At 73.6% G+C, this 14,394-nt stretch carries 7 protein-coding genes and 1 pseudogene; 6 read left to right on the top strand and 2 right to left on the bottom strand.

Annotation, left to right across the window (positions count from 1 at the left end):
- Positions 1-157 precede the first annotated feature (157 nt).
- Positions 158-1,365: pseudogene (locus ACSUPV_RS15855) on the bottom strand (nucleotide sugar dehydrogenase).
- 272 nt (positions 1,366-1,637) lie between these two features.
- On the opposite strand from ACSUPV_RS15855, the gene ACSUPV_RS15850 reads away from it, so the two are divergent.
- On the top strand, positions 1,638-3,344 hold the full coding sequence (locus tag ACSUPV_RS15850) for a glycerol-3-phosphate dehydrogenase/oxidase (protein ID WP_037766980.1): 1,707 nt from the start codon (positions 1,638-1,640) through the stop codon (positions 3,342-3,344).
- An 86-nt stretch (positions 3,345-3,430) separates the two neighbouring features.
- Here the strand turns inward: ACSUPV_RS15850 and ACSUPV_RS15845 are convergent, their stop codons facing one another.
- On the bottom strand, positions 3,431-4,474 hold the full coding sequence (locus ACSUPV_RS15845; protein WP_436947714.1) for a serine hydrolase domain-containing protein: 1,044 nt from the start codon (positions 4,472-4,474) through the stop codon (positions 3,431-3,433).
- Between the two features lie 171 nt (positions 4,475-4,645).
- On the opposite strand from ACSUPV_RS15845, the gene ACSUPV_RS15840 reads away from it, so the two are divergent.
- The 5 genes from ACSUPV_RS15840 (at position 4,646) to ACSUPV_RS15820 (ending at position 14,365) form a co-directional block, all read left to right on the top strand.
- Positions 4,646-6,751 carry a serine/threonine-protein kinase gene (locus ACSUPV_RS15840; RefSeq protein ID WP_436947713.1) on the top strand — a complete coding sequence of 702 codons (2,106 nt, stop codon included), beginning with the start codon at positions 4,646-4,648 and terminating at the stop codon, positions 6,749-6,751.
- A gap of 153 nt (positions 6,752-6,904) precedes the next feature.
- A complete protein-coding gene (locus ACSUPV_RS15835; protein ID WP_436947712.1) occupies positions 6,905-9,502 on the top strand; it encodes a protein kinase in 2,598 nt (865 codons plus the stop codon).
- Between the two features lie 176 nt (positions 9,503-9,678).
- On the top strand, positions 9,679-11,364 hold the full coding sequence (locus ACSUPV_RS15830; RefSeq protein WP_037767024.1) for a serine/threonine-protein kinase: 1,686 nt from the start codon (positions 9,679-9,681) through the stop codon (positions 11,362-11,364).
- Between the two features lie 92 nt (positions 11,365-11,456).
- Positions 11,457-12,626 carry a serine/threonine-protein kinase gene (locus ACSUPV_RS15825; RefSeq protein WP_436947711.1) on the top strand — a complete coding sequence of 390 codons (1,170 nt, stop codon included), beginning with the start codon at positions 11,457-11,459 and terminating at the stop codon, positions 12,624-12,626.
- 80 nt (positions 12,627-12,706) lie between these two features.
- The gene (locus tag ACSUPV_RS15820; RefSeq protein ID WP_382617207.1) at positions 12,707-14,365 is read left to right on the top strand and encodes a serine/threonine-protein kinase; all 1,659 of its coding nucleotides are present in this window, start codon (positions 12,707-12,709) and stop codon (positions 14,363-14,365) included.
- Positions 14,366-14,394: the final 29 nt, after the last annotated feature.

The following is a 14,394-nucleotide window of genomic DNA, read 5'->3' as shown; positions in this document are numbered from 1 at the left end:
GTCCGCCCCCAAGAGGACTAGGGGCGGACACTCCGTGATCCATCCAGGAGCCTGCCGCAGCGACCACTGCGGTGGGCTCCACCTTGTTTCCGTAAGGTACCCGGGCCGTGCTCGCATGCCACCAGCCCATGGGGGCACGCACCTCACGCGCCCCCTTTCACAACCGATGCGCCGCCCCCATGGGTGCCGCCCCCCGCGTGTCCAGCAGCAGCTGGGCCTTCACCGACAGGCCCTGGAGGTCGTACGTGCGGTGCTGCTGGAGAAGGATGGTCAGGTCCGCGTCGGCGGCGGCCTCGTAGAGGGAGTCCGCGCGGGGGACGGGGCGGTCGAGGACGCTCCAGGCGGGGACGTGGGGGTCGTGGTAGCTGACCGAGGCGCCCAGTTCCATCAGGCGCAGGGCGATCTCCTGGGCCGGGGTGCCCTCCAGGTCGGCGAGGTCGGGCTTGTAGGTGACGCCGAGGAGCAGCACGCGCGCGGCCCGGGCCGACTTGCCGTGTTCGTTCAGGAGCGTGGCCGCGCGCTGGACGACGTAGCCGGGCATGCGGCTGTTGACCTGCTGGGCCAGCTCCACCATGCGCAGACCGCGGCCGCCGCGCGCGGTCAGGTCCTGGGGGACCGAGTGGCCGCCCACACCGGGGCCGGGGCGGAAGGCCTGGAAGCCGAACGGCTTGGTCTCCGCGCAGCGGATGACGTCCCACAGGTCGACGCCCAGGTCGTGGCAGAGGACCGCCATCTCGTTGACGAGGGCGATGTTCACATGCCGGTAGTTGGTCTCCAGGAGCTGCACGGTCTCCGCTTCCCTGAGTCCACGCGCGCGTACCACCTTGTCGGTCAGCCTGCCGTAGAACGCGGCGGCCGACTCCGTGCAGGCCGGGGTGAGGCCGCCGATGACCTTCGGGGTGGTGGCGGGCGTGACGTCGCGGTTGCCGGGGTCGACGCGGCTGGGGGAGTACGCGAGGTGGAAGTCACGGCCCGCGCGCAGGCCGGAACCCTCTTCGAGCAGCGGACGGAGGAATTCCTCCGTCGTCCCGGGTACACAGGGGACTCGAGGATCACGGTGGTGTGCGGGCGCAGGTGCTCGGCCAGGGTCCGGGCGGCGGCCTCCAGGCGGCTCAGGTCCAGGTCACCGTCCGCACCCGGCGGGGTCGGCGCGCAGATGACCGCCGTGCGCACCCGGCCCAGCTCGGCCGGGGTGGTGGTCGGCCGGAAGCCCCCCGAGAGCATCCGGCGCAGTTCGGCGGGGCTGAGCGAGCCGGCCTCGGGGCCGGTCCGGTACCCCAGGGTGGGGATGCCGGCGGCGACGGCGGCCTGGGCCAGGGGCAGGCCGTACGGGCCGAGTCCGATGACGGCGAGATCTGCGGGCATGGCGTGGCCGTCCTTCCCGATAGCCGAAGTGGGACAGGTGCGCAAGCCCTGTGGACAGGACGGGCGAGCGCAATGTCAGACTAGGAGTAAATATGACCGATATGCGGGATTGGCTGGCCGAGTTTCGGTGAGTGTTCCGTGACCGTTGTCCACAGGCTGAGGGCCCGTGGTGGCTGAAGTCGGGCAACCCGGTCAGAATTTGGGCATGGGGGATACGGACGGGGCTGCGCCCGCAGGGTGCGGCCGGCGCGACCGATGAGCGGGAGGCAGCGGTGAGGACAGCGACACTCGGGCCGGCGCAGCGCGCCGAGTCACTCGCATCGATGGCCGAGCGCGAGCTGGACGTGCTGGTCGTGGGTGCCGGCGTGGTCGGTGCGGGCACCGCGCTCGACGCCGTGACCAGGGGCCTGTCCACAGGCCTGGTCGAGGCGCGGGACTGGGCGTCCGGCACCTCCAGCCGGTCCAGCAAGCTCATCCACGGCGGCCTGCGCTATCTGGAGATGCTCGACTTCGCGCTCGTCCGCGAGGCCCTGAAGGAGCGCGGCCTGCTGCTGGAGCGGCTCGCCCCGCACCTGGTGAAGCCGGTGCCGTTCCTGTACCCGTTGCAGCACAAGGGCTGGGAGCGGCTGTACGCGGGGTCGGGCGTCGCGATGTACGACGCCATGTCCATGGCGCGCGGGCACGGCCGGGGCCTGCCGATGCACCGCCACCTGACGCGCAATCACGCCCTGCGGGTGGCGCCCTGCTTGAAGAAGGACGCGCTGGTGGGGGCGTTGCAGTACTACGACGCCCAGATGGACGACGCCCGATACGTGGCGACCCTGGTGCGCACGGCGGTGGCGTACGGCGCGAAGGCCGCCAACCGCGCGCGGGTGACGGGCTTCCTGCGCGAGGGCGAGCGGGTCGTCGGCGCGAAGGTGCAGGACGTCGAGGGGGGCGGCGAGTACGAGATCCGCGCCAAGCAGGTCGTCAACGCCACCGGCGTGTGGACGGACGACACGCAGGCCATGGTCGGGGAGCGCGGCCAGTTCCACGTCCGGGCGTCCAAGGGCATCCACCTGGTCGTGCCGCGCGACCGGATCCACTCCACGACCGGGCTGATCCTGCGCACGGAGAAGTCCGTGCTGTTCGTCATCCCCTGGGGCCGGCACTGGATCGTCGGCACCACGGACACCGACTGGGACCTCGACAAGGCCCACCCGGCCGCCTCCAGCGCGGACATCGACTATTTGCTGGAACATGTGAACTCGGTCCTCGCGGTGCCGCTCACCAGGGACGACGTCCAGGGTGTCTACGCGGGCCTGCGACCGCTGCTCGCCGGCGAGTCGGACGCCACCAGCAAGCTGTCGCGCGAGCACACCGTCGCCCATCCGGTGCCCGGGCTGGTCGTCGTGGCGGGCGGCAAGTACACGACGTACCGGGTCATGGCCAAGGACGCGGTGGACGCGGCGGTGCACGGCCTCGACATGCGGGTCGCCGAGTGCGTCACCGAGGAGGTGCCGCTGCTCGGTGCCGAGGGTTACCGGGCGCTGTGGAACGCGCGGGCCCGGATCGCCGCCCGGACCGGACTGCACGTGGTGCGCGTGGAGCACCTGCTCAACCGGTACGGGGCGATGGCCGAGGAACTCCTCGACCTCATCGCCGAGAACCCGTCGCTGGGCGAGCCGCTGCCGGCGGCCGACGACTACCTGCGTGCCGAGATCGTCTACGCGGCCTCGCACGAGGGGGCGCGGCATCTGGACGACGTGCTGACCCGGCGGACGCGCATCTCCATCGAGACCTTCGACCGCGGCACGCGCAGCGCGCGCGACGCCGCCGAGCTGATGGCGCCGGTGCTCGGCTGGGACAAGGACCAGATCGAGCGCGAGGTCCAGCACTACGAGAAGCGGGTGGAGGCCGAGCGGGAGTCGCAGCGGCAGCCGGACGACCTGACGGCGGACGCGGCACGGCTGGGGGCGCCGGACATCGTGCCGTTGTAGGCGGCTGCGGGGGCCCTGTCGGCTCGTTCCCTATGTCACTCGAACGGGTGTAGGGAAGCGGGATCTTCGTTCGGGGCCCGGTCGTTCTACGAGACGCGGGGGCAGAACTCGGCCGCGAGCAACGCGGGTTCGAGGCCGGGATCTGCGATCGCGTCCGTGTTCACGCGGAAGGTGAGGACACGCCGGCCGTCGGCACTGGCGGCGGCGCGCACATAGCTGCCGGATATGTGCCCGTTGTGCCCCCACACGGTCGTGCCGCACGGAAGCTTCTCGGGGAACAGCCCCATGCCGTACGCGCCGTGTGCGGCACGGGTGTCGAGCATCTCGCGCAGCCAGCGCGGGGGCAGCAGCCGCCCCCCGAGCAGGGCCCCGTAGAAGGTGTCCACGTCGGCGAGCGTGGTCACCAACTCGCCCGCGGCTCCGGCCACCCGCGGGTCGAGATCGGTGACGTCGGTTCCGTCGGAGGCATAGGCGTGGCCGTGCGGAGCGGGCAGCGAGGAGCGGGAGCCAGGGAAGGAGGTGCCTGTCAGGCCCAGTGGAGTGATGATGCGGCGTTCGGCCTCGGTGGCGTACGGGTGACCGGTGACCTGCTGGATGACCAGGCCGAGCAGGACGTAGTTGGTGTTCGAGTAGGAGAAGCGGCCGCGTGCGGCCGGAGGGTGGGTGAGTGCGATGCGCAGGGCCTGACGGGCGGTCACGGGCGCGGTGCCGTCGGTGGCCGCGGTGAAGTCGTAGAGGCCGCTGGTGTGGGTGAGCAGGGAACGCAGGGTCAGCGCGCGGCCGTCGTTGCCCGCTCCCCGGACCAGACCCGGCAGGTGCCGCTCCACGGTGTCGGACAGCGACAGCCGGTGCTCGGCGGCCAGTTGCAGCACGACCGTGGCGATGAACGTCTTGGTGATGCTGCCCGCGCGGAAGTGGTCCGACCGGGCGATTCCCGACCCGGCGTGGGCATAGTGGGTGAGGGTTCCCTCCCGGGCCAGCAGGGCCGCGGCGGGGACCCTGCCCTCGGTCACGAGCAGCGGCAGCACGGAGTCCGTGGGCGGCGCCGAGAGAGCCGAGGAGTCGGCCGGGGGCAGGCCGAGGAGGGCTACGGACACAGGCAGGGCCAGCAAGGTCCGAAACGGCGGCATGCGGGCTCCTCCCTGATCGGGGCCCATCATGCAAGGCGGCGCGCGGCGGGCCGCACCCGGGTTCCGGGCGGGCGGGCCGGTGCCCGCCCGCCAGGGGCCCCCTGGGCGCTGGGCACTTGTCGGGTGAGAGACAATGGAGGCTCTGTCAGGGCGGGTTGTATGAGGGGACGCATGTCGGAGGCGGAGCGGGCGGGCACATCTCGTCAGGACACTCGTCAGGACAACAGGGAGCGTCTCCTCGCGGGGCGTTACCGGCTGGGCAAGGTGCTCGGCCGCGGCGGCATGGGCACGGTCTGGCGGGCCGAGGACGAGACGCTGGGGCGGACGGTCGCCGTCAAGGAGCTGCGGTTCCCGTCGAACATCGACGAGGACGAGAAGCGGCGGCTCATCACGCGGACGCTGCGCGAGGCCAAGGCGATCGCGCGGATCCGCAACAACAGCGCGGTGACCGTCTTCGACGTGGTCCAGGAGGACGACCGGCCCTGGATCGTGATGGAGCTCGTCGAGGGCAAGTCGCTCGCCGAGGTCATCCGGGAGGACGGCCTCCTCGAGCCCAAGCGTGCCGCGGAGGTCGGGCTCGCCGTCCTGGACGTGCTGCGGTCGGCGCACCGCGAGGGCATCCTGCACCGCGACGTGAAGCCGTCGAACGTGCTGATCGCCGAGGACGGCCGGGTCGTGCTCACCGACTTCGGCATCGCCCAGGTCGAGGGCGACCCGTCCATCACCTCGACCGGCATGCTCGTCGGCGCGCCCTCCTACATCTCCCCGGAGCGGGCGCGCGGGCACAAGCCCGGGCCGGCGGCCGACCTGTGGTCGCTCGGCGGGCTGCTGTACGCGGCGGTGGAGGGCACCCCGCCGTACGACAAGGGGTCGGCCATAGCGACCCTCACCGCCGTGATGACCGAGCCGCTGGAGGAGCCGAAGAACGCGGGCCCGCTGAAGGACGTCATCCACGGGCTGCTCACCAAGGACCCGGCCAAGAGGCTCGACGACGCGGGCGCCCGGGCGTTGCTGAACGCGGTCATCCACGCGCCGGAGCCGTCCGAGGCGGAGCCGTTGGACGCGACGAAGGTCGTGCCGCTGCCGGCGCAGCCGGGCGGGTCCTCGGGCAGGAAGGGCTCGGGTTCCGCGGGCAAGCGGGGCGAGGAGGCCGGGGAGCGGTTGCGCGGGGCGCTGCGTTCCGTGCGCAAGGCCGCGGCGGGAACGGCCGCCGCCTCCGCCGAGTCCGAGGCCGGATCGAGCACTTCCGGCCCGGCCTCTTCCCGCCCGGCCTCTTCCGGCTCGGCCTCTGCTGGTTCGGCTTCTTCGGGCTCGGGCTCCTTCGGCTCGAAGGGCGGGGCGGCGCGGAGCGGGACCGCGGAGGCGTCCGGGGCGCAGTCGGGTGCGGCGGCGGCCTCGGGTGCCGCGGCCGGGGCCGGCGAGCGGGGTGCCCAGGGAGCGAAGACGCCGAGCGGTGGCCGTAGTTCGGGGTGGCCCGTGATGCCGCCGCCGGACCTGCCGCCCCGGCCCGTGCCCAGGGCGCCGCTCACCGACGTGGTGCCGCGGCGGACCCTGATGATCATCGCGGTGGTCGTGGTGCTCGCCGTCATCGGGACCGTCCTGGCCATCGCGCTCAGCGGGGACGACAACGGCTCGAAGGGAGCGGCCGGCGGGAGCGGCGGCAGGACCGCCGCCACCGCGTCCGGCAGCGCCGACACCAAGGGCGACGAGAAGGACGGCACACGCACGGACGGTGCGGCGACCCAGCCGGCGCCCTCGGGACCTGCCTCGAACAGCACGCCGAGCGGCTCGTCCGGCGCCGGAGCCGGCTCCGGCGGTTCGGGCGGCTCCGGTGGTGGGGGCACCTCGGAGGTGTCGACCCATCAGGGCAAGCAGGGGTACTCGATCGGGCTGCCGAAGGGGTGGAAGTACCGCTCCACGGGCGCGGCCGGAGACCGGTTCACCGGGCCCGACGGGCAGAAGCTGCTCATCGCCTGGACGTCCTCGCCCAAGGGCGACCCGGTGGCGGACTGGAAGAACCAGGAGCGCTACATGCAGCGCGCCCAGTACAAGCGGATCCGAATAGAGCAGGTGGACTACCGCGGATGGAACACGGCCGACTGGGAGTTCACCTACGTCGAGAGCGGCACCGAGTACCGGACCATCGACCGTGGTTTCGTCGTCGACGACCGGCAGGGCTACGCGCTGATGTACACGGCGAAGGCGGCCGACTGGGACGGCGAGCTGCGCAAGGGGACTTGGCGGACGCTGACCAAGACCTTCGAACCCAAGTCCTGAGCATGAGCCGCCCCGGGTTTGGGGAGTGAGATCTGGCATCCCCACGATGCGGGTTGCCTGCGGCACGTATCGTAAATGTTTGCGGACCGTACGCAGCCGGAACGGACCGTGGGGCGAACGGATGTGACCGACCAGGCTGCCGGGGGAGGCAACGTGGACGACTATGCGGGACGGGTACTCGCCGACCGCTACCGCCTGCCGCTGCCGCCGTCCGACGAGTACCAACTCACCGAGACCCGGGCCTTCGACACCTACAGCGGGCAGGAAGTCCTGGTCAGGCAGGTCCCGTTGCCGGAGGTGGTCGAGGCGGAGGTCCTCGACGCGGAGGGCCTGCCCGACGGCTTCACGGCACGGGACGGGGGCGCGCGGCGGCCCGGCGCGCGGCCGGGCACCCGGCGGCCCCCGGATCCGGTGGTGCGACGCGCGGTCGAGGCGGCGCAGGCCGCGGCGGCCATCCCCGACCATCCCCGGCTCGACCAGGTCTTCGACGTGTTCGCCGAGGGCGGTTCGCTGTGGATCGTCAGTGAGCTGGTGGCCGCGCGCCCGCTGGCGGCGCTGCTCGCCGAGAAGCCGCTGACGCCGTACCGGGCGGCCGAGGTGGCCTCCGACGTGCTGATGGCGCTGCGGGTGCTGCACGCCCACGGCTGGGTGCACCGGAACATCACCGCGCGGACGGTGCTCGTCTGCGACGACGGCCGGGTGATGCTGACCGGGCTGGCGGTGGGAGCGGCGGAAGAGGCGCTGTGCGGGTACGACCCGGTGCCGCCTCCCGCCTTCGAGGAGTCCGAGCAAGGGGAGGAACCGGCCGGGGGCCCGGGGCGGTCCGGTGGTTCCGCCGGACTGGTCAACGGCGTGGGCGGTCCGGCCGGCGGGCGTGGTCCGGCCGGGTTCGGCGGGCCCGGCGGTCCGGCCGATGTCGGTGGCCCTGGCGGGATCGGTGGCCCCGGTGGCCCCGGTGGGATCGGTGGCTCGGGGGATCCCGAGGCCGCGCGACGGGCCGCCATAGAAGCACGGGAGGCCAGGGGGCTGCCGGCGGCCGGAGCCGACACCGGCGGGGGACCGGCCGTTCCGGCGCGTCGCAGCGTGGACGACAGCGGGGACCCGCGGGCCGCGCGCGCCGGGGCGATCGCCGCCTACCGGGCGGGTGCCCGGGCTGCCGCCCGGGTCCAGGAGGCGCAGCAGAACGGCCGGGCGGCGCTGCCCGGCGCCCGCCCCGCCCCGGACGGCGGGCCCGCGCCGCACGGCAACGGCTCGGCGCAGTCCCCGTACATCCCCGGTCAGGGCACGGGACCCGAGGCGGCCCCGCCGGGGCGGATAGCCGACCCCTACGGCGTGGGCGGCAGCCCCCGGACGACGGCCTGGCACGGCGCCACGCCACGCGGCGGAACGGGCGACGCGCCCCCGGCGCAGGACCGGGAGCAAGCGGCCCTCCCCCCGGCCTCGGACAGCTCCGCGACCACCCGGTGGGACGACCTGGTCGCCCACACCCCCGCCCCCCGGCGCGGTCCGGCCACGGCCCTGGCCGCCGAGCGGGCCCGGCAGGCGCGGATGGCGGTCGTCGGGCCGGTGACCGAGCGCTGGGCGCCGGAGCAGGCCGGACCCGTCCACGAGAACTGGCAGCTGGCCGCTCCGATCGGCCCGGCGACCGACCTGTGGGCGCTCGGCGCGCTGCTCTTCCGGGCCGTGCAGGGGCACGCGCCCTACCCGGAGGAGTCGACGGCCGAGCTGGTGCAGATGGTGTGCGCGGAACCGCCCGCGTACGCCGAGGAGTGCGGGCCGCTCCGGCCGGTCGTGGAGTCGCTGCTGCGTCAGGACCCGACCGAGCGACTCGACTTCGAGGAACTGCGCGGCTGGCTGCGGTCGCTGGTGCGCTCGGCGCCGGAGCCGGAGGCCGGGCTGCACGTGGTCCCGGCGCCCCCCGCCGACGCCAGCCGACTGCCCGTCGTACGCCGCCGGGGCGAGCTCGTGCGCAGGCGGCGGGCCGGGCTGCCCGCGCACCACGGGCGGCACAAGCGGGCCAAGGAGTCCCGCTCGCCGCACCGCCTCGGCCGCACCCTGCTCCTGCTGGTCCTGCTCGCGATGGCCGCCGCGATCGCCTACGCCGCGCTCTTCATGCCCAAGTCGGGAACCGGCGGCGCGGAGGGCGCGGACCGCACCGGTGCCGCCGGCGAGGTCAGCCAGGCGCCCGAGCCGGACGCCAGTAGCGAGCCCCGCCCCGACCAGACGTCGCCCGGGCCGGAGAAGAGCCCGTCGACGTCGGCCGGTTCCAGCGAGACCCAGACCACTGGTCCAGACGTCGGCGACGGCTTCACCCTCCGCAAGGACCCGGCCGGTTTCCAGGTCGCCGTGGCCAAGGGCTGGGACCGCACCCCGGGGAACGGAAACGGCCAGGTCGTCTACGCGAAGGGCGACTTCGAGCTCATCGTCGTACCGGGCCGGGACAGCGCGTCGGAGTACGGCAGCGACCCGATGGCCTACCAGCGGGAGCGGCAGCGCGAGTTGCAGCCGTACCGCGACTCCAGCTGGGCCACCTCCACGGGCCTGAAGACGATCGAGGTCGGTGGCCGGACCATGGCCGAGGGGCAGTTCACCTGGACCGGCGAGGACGGGGGCGAGCTGTATGTGCGCAATCTCGCGATGCTGGTCGACGGGCGGTACCACGTGGTCCAGGTGCGCGGACCGGAGTCCGAGCGGGACGAGGTGACGCGGCTGTACGAGCAGGCGGCGGCGACGTACCGGGCGACGAAATGATCTAAATGATCTTCTGAGGTGTCCGTCGGGCGCCGACGTTCGCCTCACTGTTCCCTCAATGTCCCACAGGGCACAACCGTCACAGTGCGGTCACCGTGGTACCCCGCTTGTTCCCTGAGGAGGAGCGGGTCCTTACGCTGACCCTGTCAAGACCATTGCGGGGCAACGTGAATCAGATGCAGGGCCTGCTCGTCGCGGGCCGCTACCGGCTGGCCGACTCCATCGGCAGTGGCGGCATGGGTCGGGTATGGCGTGCACATGACGAGGTGCTGCACCGGTCCGTGGCCATCAAGGAGTTGACGGCCGCCCTCTACGTCTCCGAGAGCGAGCAGGCGATCCTGCTGGCGCGGACCCGGGCGGAGGCCAGGGCGGCCGCGCGGATCAGCCACACCGCCGTCGTCACCGTGCACGACGTGCTGGAGCACGACGGCCGCCCGTGGATCGTGATGGAGCTGGTCGAGGGCCGCTCGCTGGCCGACGCGGTCAAGGAGGAGGGGCGCGTCGAGCCGCGCGAGGCGGCGCGCATCGGCCTCTGGGTGCTGCGGGCCCTGCGCGCCGCGCACACCGCCGGTGTCCTGCACCGTGACGTCAAGCCGGGCAACGTCCTGCTCGGCCGCGACGGACGGGTCCTGCTCACCGACTTCGGCATCGCCCAGATCGAGGGCGACACCACCATCACCCGGACCGGAGAGGTCGTCGGCTCGGTCGACTACCTGGCCCCCGAGCGCGTGCGCGGCCATGACCCGGGCCCGTCCTCCGACCTGTGGGCGCTCGGTGCGACGCTCTACACGGCGGTGGAGGGCCGGTCCCCGTTCCGCCGCACCACCCCGCTGACCACCATGCAGGCGGTGGTCGAGGAGGAGGCCGCCGAACTCCGGCACGCCGGTCCGCTCGCGCCCGTCATCACCGCCCTGCTCCGCAAGGATCCCGCGAGCCGGCCCGACCCCTCCGAGGCCGAGCGGATGCTCGCCGAGGCGGCGGAGGGACGACGGCCGAACGCGGCGCAGGCCTACGTCCCGACGCAGTACGGAGGGACGTCGCCGTACCAGGAGGCCCACAGCGGCACCGGCCCGGCCGGCTCCCACTCGGCGTCCCACACCCGCACGCCGCTCCCGCCGCTGGCCGGCACCCCGGCCGCCGGGACACCCACGGCCGGCACTCCGGCGGGCCACCCCACCCTGGCCGCCCCGACGGCGACCGGGCCGCGGCCCGGCGGCCCGGGACGGCGCCGCCGACTGCGCACGCTCGCCCTCGTCGTGGCGCTCGCGGCCATCATCGGCGGAGGCACGGCCGTGGTGCTGCAGCAGTGGCACGAGGGCCGGCAGACACCGGGCGCCGAGTCCGGCTCGACCGTCGCCCCGCAGAGCACGGCACACCCCGGCGGATCCGTGCCCGCCGGCTGGACCCGCCGCGACGACCCCGCCGGTTTCAGCCTCTACCTGCCGAAGGGCTGGAAGCGTCAGCCCTTCGGACCGCAGGGCGAGCTCAAGCAGATCGACTACACACCCGACGGCGGGCGGCACTTCGTCCGGATCGCCGTGGACACCTCCCCGGACTTCGGCGACCCGTACGCCCACCAGCTCGACCTGGAACAGCAGCTCAAGGATCTGGTCCACTACCAGCGCCTCACGCTGAAGCGCAGCATCTACCGGGACCGGGAGAGCGCCGTGTGGGAGTACACCTGGACCGCGCAGGCGAAGGACACGAAGTTCCCCGGGCCGCGCCGCGCCATCGAGGAGACGTACATCGCCCGCGACGGCACCGAGTACGCCCTCTACATGTCCGCGCCGGCGTCGGACTGGGCGAAGGCCCGCAAGCAGTTCACCTCGCTGCTGCAAGGCTGGCAGGAGAAGACCTCCTGACGCGGCCGGGGTTCTGACCCGGGGCCGTCGGTTTCGGCCACCCGCAGGTCGCCGCCCCGGAGCGGTCCCGTCCGGTGGGGCATGATGGCCGTATGGGGACCGAGAGGCACAACATGCGTGTCATCGCGGGCCGTTACCGGCTCGAGGAGAGGCTCGGGCGCGGTGGCATGGGCGTGGTCTGGCGGGCGACCGACCAACTGCTGGGCCGGGGCGTGGCCGTCAAGGAACTCCCCTACGACGAAACGCTCTCGGCGGCCGAGGCACGCCGGCAGCGGGACCGCACGCTGCGCGAGGCCCGGGCGGTCGCCCAGCTGAGCCATCCGCACATCATCGTCGTCCACGACGTCGTCGAGCACGAGGAACGCCCGTACATCGTCATGGAGTTGATCGAGGGCGGTTCGCTCGCCGACCGGCTCGCCGGCAGCGGCCCGGTCGACGCCGCCGAGGCCGCGCGCATCGGCATCGCCCTGCTCGGCGCGCTGCGGGCCGCCCACGCGTCCGGGGTCCTGCACCGCGACCTCAAACCGGACAACGTCCTGCTGGAGACCGGCACCGACCGGGTCGTCCTCACCGACTTCGGCATCGCCCAGGTGCAGGGCGCCCCCACGCTCACCGAGAACGGCTCCTTCGTCGGCTCGCCCGAGTACACCGCGCCCGAGCGGATGTCCGGGGCCCGGACCGGGCCCGAGTCCGACCTGTGGTCGCTGGGCGCGCTGCTGTGCGCGGCCCTGAGCGGGGAATCGCCGTTCCACCGCGACTCGCTGGGCGGCATCCTGCACGCGGTCGTGGTCGGCGACATCCAGCCGCCCGTGCAGGCCGGGCCGCTCCTGCCCGTCGTACGCGGTCTGCTCGAACGCGATCCGGACCGGCGGCTGGACGCGGACCGGGCGGAGCGGATGCTGCGGGCCTTCCGCGACACGGGCCGTACGCCGCAGGCGCCGCCGCCCGGGTACGTGCCGACGGACGCGCCGCGCGCACGGTCCTTCGCACCGCCGCAGGACAGCGCGGACCGGCAACCGGCCGGGTCGGCGGCGGACGGGCCCGTCCCGGGAGACCCGCGGGAGGAGCCGTTCCTCCGGCAGCCCACGCGGCGGGTGCTCGTCGCCGCGCTGCTGGTCGCCGCGATGGCCGGGGCGGGGGTCTCCGCGGCGGCGCTGCTCAGGGGCGAGGGCGACGGCGACGGCGGCCCCGTGCCCACGAGTTCGGCACCCGAGACACCCGCGACCCGGTCCGCCACCCCCAGCACCTCCGGGCGCGGATAGGCGGCCTCCGAAGTCACGGGTCTGTGACTGCTCGCGTCCGTGGTGGAAACGGAAGCGCTTGGCGCGATAGGGATGAGCCCATGAGCAGCGATGGGGGAGCCCGAGCCGAGGCCGACGAGCCGACGAGTTTTGTTCTGCAACCGCCGAAGGCGCCGGAACCGGTACCCGGTAATCCGTACGCGACACCCACCCAGGTCGTGCCGCCCCAGCCGGCCGCGGCGGTGGCGACCGCCACGGATCCCGGGGCCGGGCGCCTCATCGCCGGGCGTTACCGGCTGATCGCCAAGCTCGGACACGGCGGCATGGGCACGGTGTGGCGGGCCAAGGACGAGACGGTGGACCGGGAGGTCGCCGTCAAGGAGCCCCGCGTCCCCGAGCACCTTCCCGAGCGCGAACGTGCCAACGCCTTCGAGCGGATGCGCCGCGAGGCGCGTGCCGCGGCCCGGCTCGATCACCCGGCCGTGGTCGGCGTCCACGACGTCGCGGTCGTCGACGACCGGCCCTGGATCGTGATGGAGCTCGTGCGGGGCCGCTCGCTGGGCGACGCGCTCCAGGAGGGCACCCTGCCCGCCCGCGAGGCGGCCCGGATCGGCCTGGAGGTGCTCGGCGCGCTGGAGGCCGCGCACGCCGCGGGCATCCTGCACCGCGACGTGAAACCGGACAACGTGCTGCTCGGCCGGCACGGCCGGGTCGTCCTCACGGACTTCGGCATCGCCCAGATCGAGGGCGAGACCAGTCTCACCGACACGGGCGGCTTCGTCGGCTCCCCCGAGTACATCGCGCCCGAGCGCGTGCTGGGCCAGCGCCCGGGCCCGGCGGGCGACCTGTGGTCCCTGGGCGTGGTGCTGTACGCGGCGACCGAGGGCGTCTCACCGTTCCGCCGCAGCAACACCCCCGCCACGCTCCAGTCCGTCCTCAACGCCACGCCCGCTCCGCCCATGTCCGCCCGGGGCCCGCTCGCCGAGGCCATCAACGGCCTGCTGCACAAGGACCCGGCCCGCAGACCGGACGCCGCGCAGGTGCGTGCCCTGCTGGAATCGGCCGCCAACCCGCCCGCCGAGCCGCCCACCCAGGCCGCACAGGCCGACCGGGCACCCGGCGCGGGCGGTGGCGGACGGGGCGTCCGGCTCGGCCGCCCGGCGTGGGCGGGGCTCGCCGCGGCGGTCGTCGCCGCCGCGGTGACGGCGTACCTGGTGGTCGCGGACCCGTTCGCCGGGCCGCTGCCCGAGGGCTGGAAGGTCCGCCAGGAGAAGGACCTCGCCGCGTCGCTGGCGGTCCCCGACGGCTACCAGCGGACCGTGCCCGACCGGCAGACGGACCAGGGGCACTGGGTCACGTACACCGACTGGAGCGGCAGCATCTGGATCGGCCTCACCCTGGACAGGAAGGCGGAGGACACCGGCAGCGCCATCGCGGGCTCCGCGGCCGCCGAGATGTACGACGACGACAGCAAGTTCAAGGACAGCGGCAACTACAACCTGGACATGCCGGAGAACCCGGACACGGACCCCAAGGTGACCACCTACCGGGGGAAGAAGGCCGCCGAGAACACCGTCGTCTACGACACCGACGACACCGAGAACCCCCGCCCCCGCGAGCTGCGGATGTTCTACTACCGGACCTCCGGCGGCGACATGTACAAACTCACCGTCAGCTACCCGGGGAAGGGCGACTTCACGGACCGCGGGCGCGAGGTGGCGCGGACGGCGATCGCGAACCTGGACATCGACGGGACCTGAACCGGCGCCCGGGCACCGCCCCGCGTCGA

Source organism: Streptomyces sp. SudanB52_2052 (assembly GCF_964272415.1).
In the GTDB taxonomy this organism is placed as follows: Bacteria; Actinomycetota; Actinomycetes; order Streptomycetales; family Streptomycetaceae; genus Streptomyces; species Streptomyces olindensis.
Note: the sequence above shows the minus strand (reverse complement) of the source record. Positions and strands in the feature narration are given on the sequence as shown.